Origin of the sequence: Gemmobacter fulvus, from assembly GCF_018798885.1 — a bacterium.
GTDB classification, from domain to species: domain Bacteria; phylum Pseudomonadota; class Alphaproteobacteria; order Rhodobacterales; family Rhodobacteraceae; genus Gemmobacter; species Gemmobacter fulvus.
In genome coordinates, this window is record NZ_CP076364.1 from 78534 (window position 1) to 96341 (window position 17808).

The 17808-nt window shown below is 62.5% G+C and carries 19 protein-coding genes and 1 pseudogene; 14 read left to right on the forward strand and 6 right to left on the reverse strand.

Annotated elements, in window-relative coordinates:
* The first annotated feature begins 210 nt into the window (after window positions 1-210).
* The 6 genes from KM031_RS20370 to KM031_RS20395 all read left to right on the forward strand — a co-directional run bounded on the left by KM031_RS20370 (window position 211) and on the right by KM031_RS20395 (window position 5625).
* On the forward strand, window positions 211-1389 hold the full coding sequence (locus KM031_RS20370; protein WP_246567426.1) for a helix-turn-helix domain-containing protein: 1179 nt from the start codon (window positions 211-213) through the stop codon (window positions 1387-1389).
* Window positions 1390-1539: 150 nt separating this feature from the next.
* Window positions 1540-3732, forward strand: a complete 2193-nt coding sequence (locus KM031_RS20375; RefSeq protein WP_215507746.1) for a ParB/RepB/Spo0J family partition protein — start codon at window positions 1540-1542, stop codon at window positions 3730-3732.
* A 99-nt stretch (window positions 3733-3831) separates the two neighbouring features.
* The gene (locus KM031_RS20380) at window positions 3832-4305 is read left to right on the forward strand and encodes a UCP036055 family protein (RefSeq protein WP_215507747.1); all 474 of its coding nucleotides are present in this window, start codon (window positions 3832-3834) and stop codon (window positions 4303-4305) included.
* 106 nt (window positions 4306-4411) lie between these two features.
* Window positions 4412-4672 (forward strand): type II toxin-antitoxin system ParD family antitoxin, encoded by a 261-nt coding sequence (locus KM031_RS20385; protein ID WP_215507749.1) that lies wholly within the window; start codon window positions 4412-4414, stop codon window positions 4670-4672.
* On the forward strand, window positions 4672-5010 hold the full coding sequence (locus KM031_RS20390) for a type II toxin-antitoxin system RelE/ParE family toxin (protein WP_119136406.1): 339 nt from the start codon (window positions 4672-4674) through the stop codon (window positions 5008-5010). The genes KM031_RS20385 and KM031_RS20390 overlap by 1 nt, the downstream gene beginning before the upstream one ends.
* Before the next feature lie 450 nt (window positions 5011-5460).
* Complete coding sequence (locus KM031_RS20395) at window positions 5461-5625, forward strand: hypothetical protein (protein WP_165375273.1); 165 nt, start codon at window positions 5461-5463, stop codon at window positions 5623-5625.
* 274 nt (window positions 5626-5899) lie between these two features.
* Here KM031_RS20395 and KM031_RS20400 read toward each other — a convergent pair whose 3' ends face one another.
* A complete protein-coding gene (locus KM031_RS20400) occupies window positions 5900-6220 on the reverse strand; it encodes an H-NS histone family protein (protein WP_215507751.1) in 321 nt (106 codons plus the stop codon).
* A gap of 437 nt (window positions 6221-6657) precedes the next feature.
* On the opposite strand from KM031_RS20400, the gene KM031_RS20405 reads away from it, so the two are divergent.
* Entirely contained in the window at window positions 6658-7062 is a 405-nt protein-coding gene (locus KM031_RS20405) for a single-stranded DNA-binding protein (protein ID WP_028030787.1), read from the forward strand.
* 87 nt (window positions 7063-7149) lie between these two features.
* Here KM031_RS20405 and KM031_RS20410 read toward each other — a convergent pair whose 3' ends face one another.
* A complete protein-coding gene (locus KM031_RS20410; RefSeq protein WP_215507752.1) occupies window positions 7150-7662 on the reverse strand; it encodes a thermonuclease family protein in 513 nt (170 codons plus the stop codon).
* Window positions 7663-7835: 173 nt separating this feature from the next.
* On the opposite strand from KM031_RS20410, the gene KM031_RS20415 reads away from it, so the two are divergent.
* Both KM031_RS20415 and KM031_RS20420 read left to right on the forward strand, forming a co-directional pair.
* Window positions 7836-8009, forward strand: coding sequence for a hypothetical protein (locus KM031_RS20415; RefSeq protein ID WP_246567429.1), 174 nt, complete (start codon window positions 7836-7838; stop codon window positions 8007-8009).
* Between the two features lie 30 nt (window positions 8010-8039).
* Window positions 8040-8222 (forward strand): hypothetical protein, encoded by a 183-nt coding sequence (locus KM031_RS20420; protein WP_246567431.1) that lies wholly within the window; start codon window positions 8040-8042, stop codon window positions 8220-8222.
* 50 nt (window positions 8223-8272) lie between these two features.
* Here the strand turns inward: KM031_RS20420 and KM031_RS20425 are convergent, their stop codons facing one another.
* Genes KM031_RS20425 through KM031_RS20440 form a run of 4 tightly spaced genes read right to left on the reverse strand, consistent with a single transcriptional unit; the run spans window position 8273 to window position 14348 of the window.
* Window positions 8273-11644 (reverse strand): error-prone DNA polymerase, encoded by a 3372-nt coding sequence (locus KM031_RS20425; protein WP_215507754.1) that lies wholly within the window; start codon window positions 11642-11644, stop codon window positions 8273-8275.
* Complete coding sequence (locus KM031_RS20430) at window positions 11641-13164, reverse strand: Y-family DNA polymerase (protein ID WP_215507756.1); 1524 nt, start codon at window positions 13162-13164, stop codon at window positions 11641-11643. The genes KM031_RS20425 and KM031_RS20430 overlap by 4 nt, the downstream gene beginning before the upstream one ends.
* Window positions 13091-13678, reverse strand: a complete 588-nt coding sequence (locus KM031_RS20435; RefSeq protein WP_215507758.1) for an ImuA family protein — start codon at window positions 13676-13678, stop codon at window positions 13091-13093. The genes KM031_RS20430 and KM031_RS20435 overlap by 74 nt, the downstream gene beginning before the upstream one ends.
* Window positions 13668-14348 carry an SOS response-associated peptidase gene (locus KM031_RS20440; protein WP_215507760.1) on the reverse strand — a complete coding sequence of 227 codons (681 nt, stop codon included), beginning with the start codon at window positions 14346-14348 and terminating at the stop codon, window positions 13668-13670. The genes KM031_RS20435 and KM031_RS20440 overlap by 11 nt, the downstream gene beginning before the upstream one ends.
* A gap of 214 nt (window positions 14349-14562) precedes the next feature.
* On the opposite strand from KM031_RS20440, the gene KM031_RS20445 reads away from it, so the two are divergent.
* The 5 genes and pseudogenes from KM031_RS20445 to KM031_RS22720 all read left to right on the forward strand — a co-directional run.
* The gene (locus KM031_RS20445) at window positions 14563-15762 is read left to right on the forward strand and encodes a DUF932 domain-containing protein (protein WP_215507762.1); all 1200 of its coding nucleotides are present in this window, start codon (window positions 14563-14565) and stop codon (window positions 15760-15762) included.
* 153 nt (window positions 15763-15915) lie between these two features.
* On the forward strand, window positions 15916-16356 hold the full coding sequence (locus KM031_RS20450) for a JAB domain-containing protein (RefSeq protein ID WP_215507764.1): 441 nt from the start codon (window positions 15916-15918) through the stop codon (window positions 16354-16356).
* A 113-nt stretch (window positions 16357-16469) separates the two neighbouring features.
* Window positions 16470-16988: a DNA repair protein RadC gene (locus tag KM031_RS20455; protein WP_215507766.1), complete on the forward strand. Its 519-nt coding sequence runs from the start codon at window positions 16470-16472 to the stop codon at window positions 16986-16988.
* 99 nt (window positions 16989-17087) lie between these two features.
* Entirely contained in the window at window positions 17088-17579 is a 492-nt protein-coding gene (locus KM031_RS20460) for a DUF6878 family protein (protein ID WP_215507768.1), read from the forward strand.
* Window positions 17580-17589: 10 nt separating this feature from the next.
* Window positions 17590-17733 (forward strand): annotated as a pseudogene (locus KM031_RS22720) (DUF6915 family protein); the annotation flags it as partial.
* Between the last annotated feature and the right edge of the window lie 75 nt (window positions 17734-17808).

Here is a 17808-nt window from a genome sequence, read left to right on the forward strand (position 1 = left end):
TGATTTTTATAGGGTTGGCCATGGTCAACCCTGATCAAACAGGCAAGAAACAATCAAAAAGGAGGCAGACGTAGCGCAAAAAGAAACCCCCCGAAGGCGGTGAAGCACTCCAGAGGGTCCCGATTTACTCGCAATCTATTGGTACCCAAAAAATCGAATCACTGCAACACCGATTTCGGTGACCGGTATCCTTTTGCTGTCTGAAAACAGATGGAACAAAAAGCAGTCACGACCATCGAGGTCGAGGCACAGTTGGGTTGTGCGCCTTCAATCTTCGATTCTTTCGCCGGTATTGGCACGATCGAACACCAGCCACACTTCGTACCTGTAACGCGGCGCGCGCTTATGGCGGCGGTCAACACCGCAAGTCGCGCACTGAGCCTGCGGCCGTCTTCAGTCGTTGTGCTTGACGCACTCTTGAGCTGCCTTCCCTGCAACGATCCGAAAACCGGGAATGACAGCACAATCACGCCACTCACCCTGCTGACCGTGTTCGCTTGCAACGACACTTTATGTTTTCGCGCGAAAGGCATAACGGACAGGCAACTTCGGCGGCACCTTGAGAAACTTGAAGCTGCGAAGCTGATCCAACGGCGTGACAGCTCCAACGGCAAACGATTCCCAATTATGCGCAACGGTAAAGTCATCGGCGCGTTTGGCATCGACTTGTCGCCCCTGCTCGTACGGTCTGGTGAAATCCTTGCACTGTCTCAGAAACATCGTCAGGAAGCCGACGAACTTCGAGGCATGAAAGCCTACATCCAAAAACTGCGCGGTGAATGCCTCTCCCTTTGCCTGCAAGGCGAGGCCTTAGAGTTCGTCGAAGCTGCCCGCAACTTTATGCGTCGAACCGGAGTAACTGTACTTCAGGCAAGCAGCGTCATCAGCAGACTTAAATGCATCCTGCAGAGTAAGGTCGTCGCTCCAAGCGTACCGCATTTTGAAGAGTTGGCCACGGCCAACGATCCGGAACACGAACAACGCCAAGAGCAAGCACCGTCTTCTAACTCGAACAAAACGACCGCCTCAGACGGACAAAATGTCCGGCACAAAGAGACTCAAAAATCATATACAAAAAAAGCCTTACCGCGCTCGATGACAGAGCTGTGGGCTTGCTTGACCGAAATCCCGGCCTTTTATCCAGACCACCCCACCACAGAACACGGCCTCCTACAGCTGCTATTTGAGTTTGGTAAGATGTTGAGAGTAGACAGCGCTCTGCTGGGTAGGGCGGTATCTTTGCTTGGCCTGGCAGAGACGATTCAGGTGGCAGATCAGATGGCCTGCAAGATCGACCAAGTCAAAAGCCCTGATAGCTACCTTTTGAGGATCCTAGCCGGTTGCACCAAGACAAAAGTTGGCCATGGCCAACTTTGCGTTGGTACATAGATTACCAACCTAAAACGCGCCGCCCTGTCGGTCTGGCGCGCTGTCGTTGCCACCTATGTCCAGTAGGGAAGTGAGAGAATGGTTGGTTTGAGGGTGATGGGAAGTGAGATCGGGAGAGTGGCTCCCGGCGCCCGTCGTGGAGAAGACCTGATGGCCCAAGCTGCCCAGAAGATCACCCTGTCGTCCTCACGGGACATCCCCTTTGACAAGCTGGTGCTGAGCCAGTCCAACGTCCGGCGCATCAAAGCCGGTGTGTCGGTTGAAGAGTTGGCCGAGGACATCGCCCGCCGCGGTTTGTTGCAAGGCCTGAGCGTGCGGCCAGTGCTGGATGCAGATGGCGTTGAGACCGGCAAGTTCGAGATCCCGGCTGGCGGTCGGCGGTTCCAGGCGCTGTCGCTGCTGGTGAAGCAGAAACGATTGGCGAAGACGGCGCCTGTGCCTTGTGTGTTGCGTGATGTGACATCAGATATTCTGGCCGAGGACGACTCGTTGGCTGAGAACATGCAGCGCGTTGCCTTGCACCCGCTCGATCAGTTCCGCGCTTTTGTTGCTTTGAAAGAGAAGGGTCAGGGTGAGGAGGCTATCGCGGCGGCCTTCTTCGTGACGCCGCAGATCGTGAAGCAGCGGCTGAAGCTCGCATCCGTGGCCCCTGCCCTACTCGAGGTCTATGCCGAGGATGGCATGACGCTGGAACAGCTGATGGCCTTCACGGTGAACCCGGATCACGCGCGTCAGGTGCAGGTCTGGGACGCTGTGAAGGCTTCGTGGAACAAGGAGCCTTATTCGATCCGTCGCATGTTGACGGAAACCTCTGTGCGGGCTTCGGATCGGCGCGCGGTCTTTGTCGGTATTGATGCCTATGAGGCAGCGGGTGGAGTCGTCCTGCGCGACCTCTTCCAAGGTGATGATGGCGGCTGGCTGGAGGACCCTGCCCTGCTCGACCGTTTGGTCGCGGACAAGCTGCAAGCAGAGGCGCAGGCAATTGCTGCTGAGGGTTGGAAATGGATAGAGGTGTCAACCGATCTGCCCTACGGCTATAGCCACGGTCTGCGGCGTCTGGTTGGTGAACCGACGTCGCTCAGCGCGGATGAAGCTGCAGAGCACGCTAAGTCGCTCACTGAGTATCGCGCACTTGAAGAAGAACACTCTGGTCAGGACGAATACCCCGAGGAGATCGACACCCGGCTTGGCGAGTTGGAAGCTGCCATGGAAGCCTTTGAGCAGCGTCCGCTGATCTTTGATGCAGCAGAAGTTGGTCGCGCCGGCGTATTCATGACGCTGGATCGGGATGGCAACTTTGCTGTCTATCGCGGCTATGTCCGGCCGGAGGACGAGCTTCGCGAAGAGACCGTGGCCAACTTCGGCGATGAGCTGGGTGGGGCAGGGCAGGGGGTTGATGTCGGTGTCTCCGGCTATCAGCTTCCCTGTGGTCCGTCTGCGGCCACCGTCATCACTTCTAGGGGGCAGCCGTTCAGTGCCGGTCTTCCAGACGATGAGGATGATGGCGCGTTGAAGCCTTTGCCTGAGCGTCTGGTCATGGAGTTGACCGCCCATCGCACCCTTGCGTTGCGGGAGGCGATTGGGCGTTCGCCCGAGGTCGCCCTGACGCTGCTGCTGATGAAGCTGGTCAATGACACTTTCCGCAGTTCCGGGGCTTCGGGCAGTTGCCTCGAGGCTTCTGTGCGCACGGTCCACATGTCGGTTCAGGCGTCTGATCTGAAGGACAGTCCGGTGGCCAAGGCAGTGGACGATCGTCATTCTGCCTGGGAGGCCGATCTGCCGCTTGGCGACGATGCCGTGCTCTGGGATTATCTCTCGGCCCTCGATCAGGCCAGCCGTCTGGCTCTGCTGGCGCATTGCCTGAGCTTCGGGATCAACGCGGTGCATGAGAAGGTGAACCCTTACGGTGCGGGCATCTCGGCCAGCGGGTTGACCCGCCGCATGACGCAGTCTGAGATCGTAGCCCAAGCAATCGATCTCGACATGGTCGCGGCAGGCTGGGAGCCGACCGCGGACAACTATCTGAACCGGGTTCCCAAGGCGCGTATCCTTGAGGCCGTACGTGAGGCGAAGGGAGAGGGCACCGCGCAGTTGCTAGACCATCTGAAGAAGGGTGAGATGGCAACGGAAGCCGAGCGCTTGCTCAAGGGCAGCGGTTGGTTGCCGGAGGTTCTGCGGCGCGCTGATCTTGCCGCTCTGGACGGGGATGCCGCGGCAGAAGGGCAGGGGGATTTGAGCGAAGAAGCCTTGGGCGCTGCTGACATTGACGCTGAAATCGACTTGCCAGCCTTCCTGACGGTCGATTTGCCCGTGGCAAGCACCGCGATGATGGCTGCGGAGTGATCTGAGCCCCCGAGGGCGGGGAAACCCGCCCTTTTTCAACACAAAAGACAACAATATCAATATGATGGGTGCGAATGCTCGCATTCAAGATGAGGAATCATGTCCGCAAACACAATCATCGACCAAGCGCCTTTGGGCGCGCTCATTCGTTACACCGACGGCAGTCCAAAGCCGCCTGCGCGCTTCACCAAAAAGTTGGCAGCCTGGGAACGGTCCAACGGTGTTGGCCGCCTGGTGAAGAAAGAGCCGCCGCGACCCTTTCCGACATGGACGGCTCCAGCGTCCTTTACGCTGCATGAGGGGAACTTCTCCTCGGACGGGGTCATCCTCGTTACCATCATGCGCAGCCATTCGGCGGATAGCCGGTTGGTCTTCGAAGTCATCGAGGAGCCAAAGGTGGGGCAGGTCCGCGTGCTTCTGGACTTCGGTGGCAACACTGAGCTGCTGCATCTGGCGGTATCGGTCAATGCGGCGGAGCTTTGGATAGCCAAGGAGGGCTATCGCAACGCGCGGTTCGAGATGGTCGGAGCTGAGGACGACGATGGGGCAGGGGAGGCGGCTATCGCCGCCTGAGGGGATTAATTTCTGGCTCGGCCACTGCCGTCTTGCGGTTTGGTCGAGCCTCTCTCGACAGATAGGCGCCATTGGCATATATTGCCAATCAAATGGAGATCACGGCATGGCCACCCGCAACGTTGTTCTGACCGAACCCCAGTCAAAGCTTATCGACGATCTGGTTGCCTCGGGCCGCTACCAGAACGCCTCCGAGGCGCTGCGGGCCGGTTTGCGCTTGCTGGAGCGCGAAGAGGCCGAGTTCCGTGACCTGCGCTCACGGCTGACACGTGGCGTGCTTGAAGTCCGGGAGGGGGCTTTCGCGCGTGGATCGGGTGAAGAAGCAATCCGGCGGGTCTTTGCAGCGGCGCAAAAGTCCGCATCCTGATGCCAAAACCATGGGTGTTGACGCGGCAAGCAGAGGCCGCACTGAAAGATATCGCGGTCTGGACTGTTGAAACTTTTGGCAGGCGGCAGGCGGACGCTTACGCTGAAGACCTCATCGAAAAGTGCCAGGCACTGGCGGACGGTGCTGCACCTTCCAAAGACTGCCGTCGACTGGTTGATCCTGCGCTGCCCGAAAACCTACGTTATGCCCGCTCCGGACAGCACTATGTGGTCTTTATTGCCGCGCCAGACCGGATGATCGTCGTTGACTTCCTGCATGTCAGGATGGACCTGCCCGCTCGGCTTGCCGCCTTGGGCGAAGGCGACAGCGGCGAATAGCCAACTCTCAATTTCAAAACGCACGGTAGAGGGCACAGAAGGCGGACATCGCCGCCCGAGCCTTCTCAGAGACCAAGGGGGCCCGCCGCACGCGGGCCTCTCATCCAGCACCAACCTGTCCCGCGCATCTGCGCGGGGCACCAAAGGCTCCATCCCCAGTAAGGCCTCGGTCAACCAAAAGCATGTCTGCAAGGCTGGCGGGGTGAACATCGGCGGGACAATTCGGCTCCTTAGCGTCAAGGCACCATCCCCCGCTTGCCAGTCCCTTCCTTGGCCCAAAGCCGGTATTCGAGATCAAGCCACAAGGGCTCGGACTACGGGCAAGCCCGTGCCGCCGGCCGGATTCGGGGCAAGCCCGAACGCACCCGGTGATGTCAGCCCGTCTTTGGTCCTGCGGGTTCCTGTCAGCGCGGGGGATGGTCCCTCGCCTCCCAGCAGGAGCCAAAACAGATGTCCCGCAAAGATGCACACGCCTTCGCCGCCTCCCTCGCCGCCACGCTCATGGTTTCGATCGTCGTCTTCCAGGCAGGGGATGGAACCTTTGGTGCCGTCCCCGCCGATGAAATCGACGGCGACGAGGTTCAGGTGCTTGTTGAGATCGACCCGTGGGCGTAATGCCCACGGTCTTCAAGAAGGCCCCGGCACGGCGCGAACGCGCCTCCGGGCCTTTCGCCTGTCTCTCCTCAAGAGCCTGACAGGCACAAGGCGCCGACGGCGTGTCGGCATCCGGAAATCCAAAGAAGGCGGTGGCAGGAAACTGAAGCAGTTAGGGCAGGGGCGCTTTCTCATGTTAGGAGAATTACGATTTGTAAACATGACCGAGGCGACATGTTCACAAAAGTGGATTTCTATAACACGAACGTCCTACTGCTCGGTCACGCACAGGCGGTCAGGTGACTGCCAGGTCCTCGGGCGATTTGCCTGCGTCAAGGGCTGCAACAAACCACAGCGGTTTGCGCCCCCGGCCTGACCAGGTGAGGGCCGCGTTTTCTGGATGGCGGTATTTCGCGGCGGCAGGCGCACGGCTGGGTTTCACCTCGGTGCCGATCAGGTCGGCAAGAGAATAGCCCATCTCTTTGGCAATGATCTCGAGCTTGCTGCGGGCTTCGCTTTTCTGCCGGTCCTCAAATGTGGAAATGGCCTTGGTCAGATCCTTCTGCAGGCTTTTGAGCTCCTTGAGTGACATTGCCTCGATGTTGAATTCAGTCATGAGTGCCTCGTGTCCAAAATGATGCCCTTGGGATAGCCGTCACGGCGCGGGCTCGCAACTCCGATCGGGCTGGTTCGCGAATGGCAAGCAAAAGGGCTCTGAGGTGATCAGCCGCAATCGGGGTAAGGACTTCGGGCTTACCGTCTTATCAGGGCGAGGAAAGACATGTTCTGCATGAGCCCCCGATCACTCTGTCCCCGGTGCCATCCCTTCGACTGACAATCCCCTAAGCCTGTTCGGCCTCTGGCACGCAACCCCGCGTCAGTCCGGGCCGTGTTGGCTAGCGTTTCTTTGGAAACGCGGCACCTGCCCGCTCCACCCGGCCCTCTGGAGGTTTCCGGTCGCCGTTCCGTCTCCCGTGCACGCCTCAGCCGACAGGCTTTTTCCGGGTCTTGTCGAAGGGACGGTCCCAGGGACAGGAAAAACAGGAGCTTACCATGCAGAACATCGTCATCCTCGCCGGCAACATCGGTCAAAAGCCCGAAGTGCGCTCGACCCAAAGCGGCACCAAGATCACCAACTTCACCCTCGCCACCTCGCGGCCGCGCCTCTCGGAAGGTCGCGTGATGCGCGACGAGAACGGCTACCGGGTCATGGACACCGAATGGCACCGCATCACCTGCTTCAACGGTCTCGGCAAGACCGTCGCAGAGCACTGCGAAAAAGGCATGAAGGTCCTCGTCCACGGCCGCATCCACTACACGAAGTGGACCGACGCAACCGGTACCGACCGCTACGGCTGCGAGATCATCGCCGAGAAGGTCGACTTTCTGAGCCGTCCGAAGTCGGCTGAGAACGAAAACCCCGAGCTGGTCGACCGCGACGACGAAATCCCGTTCTGAGGAACGAGGTCTCCCCCTTGGGCCCGGCGGGGCAACCCGCCGGGTTCGACTTTCCCGAGACGAATGCGGGAAAGACCATAGGGCGTTTCACCAGAAACGGTGGCAGTGACCCTCCGCCATCATGACGGCCGCAAGATCGCGGCCATTGGTCAGCCGACAGCTGCCAATCTTGCGGTCATAGCTGGACCGCCCATTCAGATGGCAGGTCAGGGTCTCTCCAGAAGTCAGACTGCGCATCCGTGCTGTGGCGCGCTGACCTTCCTGCGTATCCCTTTCAGCGCAATCGAGAGAACCGAAGCGGATGGGTACGCCTTCCACCTCGATCGTGTCGCCGTCCCGCACATGGCTGACCCGTCCTTCTATAGTTCGCAGGCTGGTCGCTCCGACGACGGGGCCGAGATATTCCGGAAAGCGCTCCGTTGCCTCAAACACCCCGAACCCGAGGAAGCCGGCAATGATTAAGCCCCGAAGGAACATTGACCCGAAGTCGGTTTCGCGCGAACGGCGATTACGAAATACCCGGCCGGATGCGCCGGACGCTTTGGCCAGGCGCTCGGCCTTCATCCGGTTCCAATCGTCGCGCGTTGGTCGCTGGGTCATGCCTGAAGGTCTTCTCGACGTTTTTGCCACTCACGGATTCTGGCCGATTCCAATCGTAGCCTGACTTTGATGCAAGAGCGAGGGGAGGGGTGTATGCGCAGCTGTCAGACCAGCAGCCATCCCGCGTCGTCAAACAACTGGCCCCATCGGGTTTACGTGGCTAGGCTGCCCGGATGAACCCGGGAGACAAAGATCAGATCGCAGCAAGCCTGGCCAAAGTCATGGCCATGATGTGCGTGCGCAATACCGGACTGGAGGCTCTCCATGCCGGCACCGTTCCAGCCACCCGGACTGGCGATTATTCGGACGTCTTCGTGCTTGATGCCGATGGGCGCAGAATTCCCTAATCCGAGGTTTCTCATCTTGATGACGACCAGATGCGGGATCTGATGCGCGAGATCGTCAACCGACTCTATACCTTCCATGTCAACTGCGACGATCCGGAGTTCCTGCATCGGGCGGATCGGTGGATGACTGTGGCAGGGAAATGGGACGAACCCGAGCTTGACCGGAAGTTTCTCGGTGGGATCAGCTATGGTTCGGACAATCCGGGAAAATGATCCTGAGGCCCTTGCGCGGCCTTGGTGCTCCGCCTCTCTTTTGTCGCTGATCAGTGGAAATCCCGACTCGGGAAGAGCTTTCTCGCCTGTTCCCGCGGATGACGAGCGGTGGACTTGATGCTGTCCCCTGTGGAGCGTTTCGTTTCATCGGCACGGCCGTCATTGGCGTCGATGATCACCGGGCGTCCCAGGGTCGCTAGCAGGTGCGATACATCTTCGACCCGTTCTGCAATCAGATGGGTGACCGGACCATCGCGTTCGATCCGGCCGAGTACGCGGACCAGTCGTCCGGCGATCACCGCCTTGCGGAAGGTCTCGTAGACCTTTTTCCAGACCACGACGTTTGCGGTGCCGGTCTCATCCTCCAGCGTCAGGAAGATCACGCCCGACGCCGTGCCGGGCCGCTGGCGGGTGATGACAAGGCCGGTGACGGTGATGCGTCCTTTGGCCTGAAGCAGCCGGTCATGCGGCAGGCTTTCGGGCAAGCGCGCGCGCAGCAGTTCCATCGGGTGCGCCCGCAAGCTGAGGCGCAGCGATAGGTAATCCTCGATCACCTCCTGGCCCAGCGTCATCTGCGGCAGCGTGACCGTGGGCTCATTGCCGCCTTCACCATCCGAGCCGAAGAGCGGCAGCGGGGCAGGGGCCTTCAGTGCCTTGGCCGCCCAGAGTGCGTCGCGGCGGGTCAGGCCAAGGGCGGTGAAAGCATCGGCCTCGGCCAAGCGCTCCAGCGTGTCGGGGTGCACGCCCGCCCGGCGCCAGAGACTTTCGACATCGGGATAGCCGTTGCCGCGCGCGGCGGCGATCCAACTGGCGTCCTCTTCGCGCATGCCCTTGATCTGCCGGAAGCCGAGCCGCAGGGCCAATGCACCATCGGCGCGCTGTTCCAGGGTGCAATCCCAGAGGGAATGGTTGACAGAAATGGGGCGGACCTCGACGCCATGGTCGCGGGCATCCCGCACCAGCTGCGCCGGGGCATAAAAGCCCATCGGTTGGCTGTTCAAAAGCGAGCAGGTGAAGACCGCCTGGTGGTGGCATTTGAGCCAGGCCGAAATATAGACGAGCCGGGCGAAACTGGCGGCGTGGGACTCGGGAAAGCCATAGCTGCCAAACCCTTCGATCTGTGCAAAGCACCGCGCGGCGAAGTCAGCATCATAACCGCGTTCCAGCATGCCGGAAACAAAACGCTCGCGGAACGAACCGATGGTGCCCATGCGCTTGAAGGTGGCGAGGGAGCGGCGCAGACGGTCTGCCTCGGACGGCGAGAAGCCTGCGGCGACCACGGCAATCTGCATCGCCTGTTCCTGAAACAGCGGCACACCGTAAGTGCGCGCCAGCACCTCCATCAGGGCGGGGCCTAGGTCTTCGACTGGCTCGCGGCCCATGCGGCGGTTGATGAAGGGATGCACCATGCCTCCCTGAATCGGGCCGGGGCGAACGATGGCGACCTCGCAGACCAGATCATAGAATTTGCGCGGTCGCATCCGGGGCAGGAAGTTCAGCTGCGCCCGGCTTTCGACCTGAAACACCCCGATGGCATCGGCGCGGCAGAGCATGTCATAGACCGGCATATTCTCGGGCGGGACGTTCGCCAGCGTCAGCTTTTGCCCCCGATGATCGGCCAGCAGCGTGAAGGCCTTGCGGATCGCGGTCAGCATGCCAAGGGCGAGGATGTCGACCTTCAATAGACCCAAAGCGTCGATGTCGTCCTTGTCCCATTCGATGATGGTCCGGTCGTCCATCGCCGCATTTTCGATGGGACAAAGCTCGTCCAGCCGCCCGCGCGTGATGACGAAGCCACCAACGTGCTGCGACAGGTGACGGGGAAAGCCAATGATCTGGCCGATCAGTTGCACCGCCAGTTGCACGCGGCGATCCTCAATGGAGAGCCCCGCGTCGCGCAAGCGATCCTCGCCGGGGGCAGCCGAGGACCAGCCCCAGATTTGGCCCGAGAGCCGGGCGATGACATCCTGCGACAGACCCATGACCTTGCCCACCTCGCGGATGGCAGCACGGCTTCGAAAATGGATCACTGTGGCCGTCAGCCCGGCGCGTTCGCGACCATAGCGGGTGTAGATCCACTGGATCACCTCTTCACGGCGTTCATGTTCGAAATCCACATCGATATCCGGCGGCTCGCCACGTTCCTTGCTGATGAAGCGCTCGAAGATCAGGGTGATGCTCTCGGGTGGCACCTCGGTGATACCCAAGAGGTAGCAGACCACCGAATTGGCCGCCGAGCCGCGCCCCTGGCAAAGGATGCCCTCTGAGCGGGCGAACTGGACGATGTCATGCACGGTCAGGAAATAGGGCGCGTAGTCCACCTCGCGGATCAGGGTCAGTTCCTTCTCGACGCGGTGGGCGATCTTCGGCGGCGGCCCGGACGGATAGCGCCAGTGCAGCCCGGCGCGGGTGAGGCGTTCCAACCGGTCTTGCGCTGGCTCACCATCCTGCGCCTCGTCGGGATACTGATAGCGCAGATCGTTCAACCGGAACCCGCAGCGGTCTGCGATCTCCACCGTGCGGCGCAGGGCTGCGGGATGGCGGTGAAACAGGCGGGCCATCTCTGCCCCGGATTTCAGGCGGCGCTCGCCATTTGCCAGCCGGTGTTCGCCGATATTGTCGATGGTGCAGCCAAGGCGCAGGCAACTCAGCACATCGGCCAAGGGGCGACGGGCGGCGCGGTGCATCAGCACATCGCCCACCGCGACCATGGGCAGGTTTACACCTTGGGCCAGCAAGGCCAGCTGGTCGACGCGGGCCTGATCGCGGCCATCATATCGGGGGGCGGCCCCAAGGAAGCATTGGCCGGGGAAGCTGTGGGCGACGGCCAGCAGATCGTTGCGTGTATTCTTCGGCCTGGCATCGTCCAGCGGATCGGGCGGCAGGGCGATCAGGATCATGCCGTGCCCCCATTCCGTGAGGTCAGCCCGCTGCAGATGGCATTCACCCTTCGGTGCGCGGCGTTTGCCCAAGGAGAGAAGCCGGGTCAGTCGCGACCATGCCGCCAGATCGGTGGGCAGGGCGAGCCATTCCACGGCGCTGTCCGTCAGCACCAGCCGCGCCCCCGCAATCAGTTTCGGCAGAGGGGAGTCTGACTGGGCGGGTGCGGGTGTCGCGCCGGTGAAATGCGGCACGGTCTGGCGGCTGGAGGTGTCGGTCACGCGCTGCGAGCGAATGGTGGGGCCATCCTGCGCGGCCTCGGCCGTGGCATTCGCCTCATCGCGCAGCCGGGCCAGTTCCTTCAGCGCTGAGAATGCCCGGACTACGCCCGCCACCGAATTGCGGTCGGTGATGGCGATGGCGGCAAGTCCCAGTTCGCTGGCGCGGGTGACAAGCTCCTCAGGATGGGATGCCCCTGTCAGGAAGGTGAAGTTGCTGGTGACGCAGAGTTCGGCATAGGGCTGGACACGGGCGGAGGTCATGCGAACTCCCCCTGAACGTACCAGTTCTGCGCTGCTGCGGGCGCAGGCCTATTCGCATCCTGCGGGCCGTTCCACCCTTGCGCTTGCGGGGTCACGAACAGCCAGAGGCGCGGGCCCTGCTGCGTCTCGATCCGCCAGTAATCGCGCAGGCCGTCCCGCCAGGCGGGATCGTCAAACCACCATTCCGGGGTGATCCGCTCTGGCCCCGTCGCGCGCAGGGTGGTGAAGCGCATGCGCCGCCAGCGGAAACTGGCAGGCGGAGAGCCGGAGGCGGCGGTCACCGGCTCTGGCGGAAAGAGGGTGATCGGCCGCGCCACGCCAGCGCGATGCAGGATAGGTTCGGGTGTTGTATAGGCGGCGTGAGCCAGCAGGAAACTGCGCTCCGGGATCAGGCTGGTGGCGGGCAAAAGTCGTAGCACCCGGTCAAAGCCGATGCGATTGCCGACCGAGGACAGCAGGTCCGCCAAGGCATCTTCATGCCGGATCGTCGGGCGACCGCCGATCTGTTCTGGGGCAAGGGCTTCAGTCACGGGTGCGGACAGTCGCAGCGCATCAATGCCGAAGCCGGAATCGATCTCGTCCACACCCTTGGCAAACAGCGCCGCGATCCGGGCAGGGTCGCGCATCGGGCGCGCAAGGCCGATCTCGACATGCGTCGCGCCGCGATCTACCCGCCGCAGCTCCAGCCGCACACGCCGCGCGCCCATCCGATGTTGGGCCAGTTTTGCGCAAAGCCTGTCCAGCAGCCGCTCGAGACCTGCCATCACATCAGATTGCAGGCCGATCGGCTCAGGTAGGGTCATCCGGACCCCGAAATGCGGTACATCCTGCTCGGCCGCCACGGGCTCGGACTGCATTCCGAGCGCCTGATCCAGACGCAACACCAGCCCCGGACCGAAGCGCCGGGCCAGGGGGGCTCGCGGGAGCGGGATCAGATCGGCAATGCGCGTGAGGCCGACCCGCGCCAGCGCCTCAGCGGTGTCGTGATCGACCCGCAGTGCGGTGACCGGTAGATGCCCGATCCCCTCGGCGAGGCGCCCGTCGGCGACGATACCGCCGCCGTGACGCGCCAGCCCATGGGCCGCCCCACGGGTTCCGGCAATGGCGCTGGCGGCGTGAAGACCTGCCCGCTCCAGTCGGGCTTCAATGTCGTCGCGCAGTGCTTCTTCGCCGCCGAAGAGATGCGGCACGCCCGAGATATCGGCCATCAGCCCGTCGGCGCCGTCGACCGCCACCATTGGCGCGTAACGCCCGGCCCACCGGCGTAAGGAGGCGAGGGCCGCAGTCTCGCGCGCCAGATCGGTCGGGCGGGTGGCGAGATCGGGGCAGATGGCGCGAGCATCGGCCAGAGCCGTGCCGCGCGTGAGACCTCGTGCTGAAGCCGCTGTATTCAGGCAATGCAGGTGATCGGCATTGCCCGACCGATGGATCAGAGCAAAGGGCCCCTCAACGGGCCGTGTCCGCAGGCTCGTGTCGCTGGCGAGCCTCGGAAACCATATGGACAGCAGTCGGCGTGCCATTCCAGTTCAAGACCCAGCTTCCAATTGTTCCCTTTTTGTTCTTATTAAGGGTCCAGCGGTGCCGAGTCGAGTCCGGCGAAGGGCTGGCCAGCGGCTCGCAGGTCCAGCGGGTCTCGGTCGCGTTGCTGCCTGCTTCTTCGCGGATCAGCATCAGACCTGTGGTGCGGCCGGCCTCGGCGGCCAGCTGCAGGCGGCGCCCAGCGGTCAAGGAGAGGGGCTTTTCCGGCTCTGCGATGACCAGGCTGACCGGGTCAGCCCGTAAAGCCTCTTCGATACACCAGAGCAGATTGGTTTCGCCGGAGGGGCGGAATAGGTGCAGCCGCTCGCCCACGCCACGCGGCAGGCCGCGCAGCATTGGTAGTTCGGGGATATGGGCGGGTGCGATCCAGACCAGCGGGCCGGGATGCCGCACCGCCTGAAACAACGCAAAGGCACGGCGGCCGCGCCCCTCTGCCTCGTGCACACGCCGCGCCTGCAGATCGAACGGGTCGGTGGGCGTCGGTTCAGGCCGCATCTTCCCGCACCCCTTCCGCGACGATCTGCAGCAGCCCGTCCGCCAGCGGCCGCTGCAACTTGAGGGACTCTGCTACAGGCGCGGTCAGCCAGACGCGCCAGTCCTCTGCCTTCGTCAGGATGACCGGCATGGCCTTTGGATGGACGGGGGCCACTTCCGCATTGGGCGGGCAGGTCAGGAAGCCGAAGAGCTCCGCCGTTACTTCGCCCTCCTTCAACTTGCGCACAGAGGTCCATTCGGTGCGGATGCCCGCGAAGAAGGCCAGCGGTCGATCAGGACCAAGGGCGAACCAGACCGGATGGTTGCGCGCAGCACCGGGGCGGCTGTCGATCTCGGAAAAGCTGGTGAAGGGCACGAGGCAGCGGTGTTCCACCCCAAGCCAGCGCTTCCAGTGCGGCGAGGCGACATTGCGGATATTGGTCACCCCGGGATCGGTGCGCTTGCCTTCGAGAAATACCTGCGGCGTCGGCATGCCCCAGCGAGCCTTGGCCAGTTGCCAGCCTCCCTGTGGACCATGGCGGATGATCGGCGCGGCATAATCGGGGAAGATCCCGGTCATTGGCGGCAGATTGCCGGAGGTGTCGATCAGCTCCTCGTCTTCTTCGCACATGTCGTCAAAGACATGCCGCATCGCGTCCTGGCTTTTTGTCTGGGAATAGAGATTGCACATCTGGGAGCCGGGGAATCGGGGTTGGGAGAGATAGTTTGGAACATTGCCAGAACGCGGCCTCGTTGGGAAGATGGCCTTCAGGGCGCCTGGCGCCTGGTTGAGGCCGGTCGCTCCCTTGGCGGACCCTATCAGAGTCAGAGAAAGGTTGGGCTGTTCGTGACGGGTTTGAGGGTACGGGAGAGTGGCTCCCGGCGCCTGTCACGGAGGAATGCTGATGGGCGTTGTGGAAGTTCTGGATCCGGTTGCGCCGGTGCGGACTGGTGGCTGGAAGGTGAATGTAAGTCGGGGTGAGCGGAACGGGCGGGTGTCGTCCGAATGGTTCAACCGGCCCGACGACGAGCGGTATCTTTCGCTCGATGATCTCTGGGCCAATGTGAAGGGACGGTCCGAGCGCAGCCGCAGCCGGGTGGTGCAGACGGCCGAAATCAGGGTCGAGGCATCGCGCGACAGTGCCGAACGGCTGCACCTCGTCCTGCCGAAAGCGCATGAACCTGTCGCGCCCACGCATTGGGCGTTCGGGCAGCTTGCCAGCATCGTCGGCGCCCCCGCCGCTTACCTGCGGCAACTGCCTGCGCCGCTGGCAGGAATCAACCTGCAGTATGGTCTGGCCAATCACCGCGCAGAGCAGGTGAAGACCTTTGAGACAGAAGACGGCCGCACCGAACTGCGTGCCGTTACCGGCCCAGACTATGGTCGCATCCATGACTATGAACTGGTCGAAGCGGTGCAGCGCATCGCGGGCAATGGCACCGGCGACACGCGCTGGAAGGTCCCGGGCGTGCTCGATTGGTCGACCGGGGTCTACAACCCCGATGTCGAGATCAGCCGCGATACGACCACGCTCTACGCATCCGACCGCGACGTCTTCCTGTTCCTGGTCGACGATCACAACCCAATCGAGGCGGGCCGCCTGCCTGACGGCTCCCCCGATCTCTACTTCCGGGGCTTCTACTGCTGGAACTCCGAGGTCGGGGCGAAGACCCTTGGCATGGCAAGCTTTTACCTGCGGGCGGTATGTCAGAACCGCAACCTCTGGGGCGTCGAGGATTTTCAGGAGATCAAGATCCGCCACTCGAAATACGCCGCGTCGCGCTTCGCCCATGAGGCGGCCCCGGCGCTGACGCGGTTTGCCAATTCCTCGCCACAGGGCTTCGTGAACGGCATCAAGGCGGCGCGGCAGCAGATCGTCGCGCGGACGGACGAGGACAGGGATGACTTCCTGCGCAAACGCGGCTTTTCGAAGGCCGAGTCCGGCAAGATCATCGAGAAGGTGCTGATGGAAGAGGGCCGCCCGCCCGAGAGCATCTTCGACTTCGTGCAGGGCATCACGCGGCTGGCGCGCGACAAGACCCAGCAGGATGCACGCCTCGATATGGAAGGTCGTGCCAAGAAGCTCCTCGACCGCGTCGGCTGAGCCAGCGTCGTGGCCTGCCATCTCCCACCTTCGGTGGGGCAGGGGGCTGCTGCACCTCCACATCCACTCTTCCCCTTCCCGGGCTTCACCCCTCGCCAACCGCGTGCCGCGGTTCGGCGAGGGCATGTACCTTTTTTCTCGAAAGCACCGCCCATGACCCCGCAAGAAGAAATCGTGATCCTCGAGGCCCGCGAAATCCTTGGCCGCTATTTGAACCGGAATCCGGCGCTGACGTCGTGGCAGGCCGTCTGCGACTATTGCGCGCTGACAGTGAGGGGCCCGGAGGAACGGTTCCATGTCCTCTACCTCGACCGGAAGAACCGGCTGATTTCGGACGAGCGAATGGCGGTCGGCACCGTCGACCATGTCCCGGTCTATCCGCGCGAAGTGATCAAGCGGGCGCTGATCCTCGGGGCCAGTGCTTTGATCCTGATCCATAACCACCCGTCCGGGGATCCGACGCCGTCCGAAGCCGACCTTACCATGACCAAAGAAATCCAGAAGGGATGCCGCTTTCTGGGTCTGACGCTGCACGACCACATCATCGTCGGCGGGGGTTATGAGCTGTCGCTGCGGGGCTTGGGCAAGATGTGACCTGTCTGACGAGCCCGCTCCACCGACGCCACCCTTCGAGGAAGAGGGCGGCAGTTTTGTCTTTGACGGCTGAAGCGAGAGGAGAGGCCCCCCGCGCCGTCGGAGACCTCCCGATGCTTGACCATGTCCCCCTGGCTTCCAACATGCTGCCGCCCACCGAGCTTCCGGTTGCCTTTCTCCCGTCGTCCTTTTCGCCGGACCAACCTTTTGCCTTGACCCTGCCCAATGTGAACCCTGCCGCAGCCCTGTCGGGTATGGCGCAGCCCATGGTTCTCGCCCGCTTCGCGAGCTTGGCCGATGCGATGCAGGGTGCCGTCAAGGCAGCCGACCACATGGAATTCCAGGCCGCTCCCCAGATCCTCGCCATCCTCGACCGAGACGATCGGCTGGTTCTGGCGGGCGTCGCCATCTCCGGTACCGTCGCCTGGTGCCACCCGGTCCAGAGCGCCGCAGAGGCGCGCGCCGTCGTCATGGAGGCAAGCGCGCTGCGCGCCCAAGTCGCCCGCGTCAGCGATTGGCAGGAGGCTGAGCTCGCCGCCCGGCTTCGCCAGCGGGCCCGACGCCTCGAGGCACGCCTCGTCGATCCGCTTTGGCGCGCCTTTGCCGCCCGCACGCTGCAAATCGCCGCGTGATCCCAGAGAGGCAGAGGAGGGCAGGGGGATTGCGAACCTGGCGGGATGAGAGAGATCGCCCGTCCGGCTCCGATTCCTTCCCCCTTTCCGGAGACAGCCATGACCCAAGCCCACCCCACCCTCGCGGCCCCGCTGCCGTCCTTGACAATCGATCTGGCGTCGATCTTCGCAGGCCACGCCGAACGCACCGCCCGGATCGAAGCCCTGCGCCCCGGCAACAAAGACCGCCTCTTCGACGGCTTGATGGCCGCCGGCATCACCCATGTCACCGTGAGTTTCGATGGCGAAGGCGACAGCGGTCAGATCGAGAGCATCGCGGCCTGGAATGGCGAGACTGCCGTCGACTTCCCGCCCGTGGAAATCGCCTATGCCGCGTTGACCTGGGATGACCCCGAGATCGAAATGCGGCAGCTTTCATTTGAGGATGCTGTCGAGCAACTGGCCTACGATTTCCTCTCCGACACCCATGGCGGCTGGGAAAACAACGACGGCGCCTATGGCGAGTTCTGCTTTGACGCGGCTGCCCGCTCCATCCACCTAGAGTTCAACGAACGATTCACGTCGTCCGAACTCTTCACCCATGATTTCTGAGGGGGCGGCAATGGCACATCCGTATCACCACGCCCTGTCCTCGGTGAAGAAGTGGGGCGGCACCGTTGACGATTTCCAGCCTATCCACGCTTGGTACGATAGCTCGAAAGCCCAATGTGCGGACTTTCGTCACAGAGCGATGTTTCATCATGCCTTATCCTGACTCTATGGAAGCGTCTTATTCCTGTGCATGGTGCGGGTTATGCGGGGCCTTGGGATTGAGAGATGA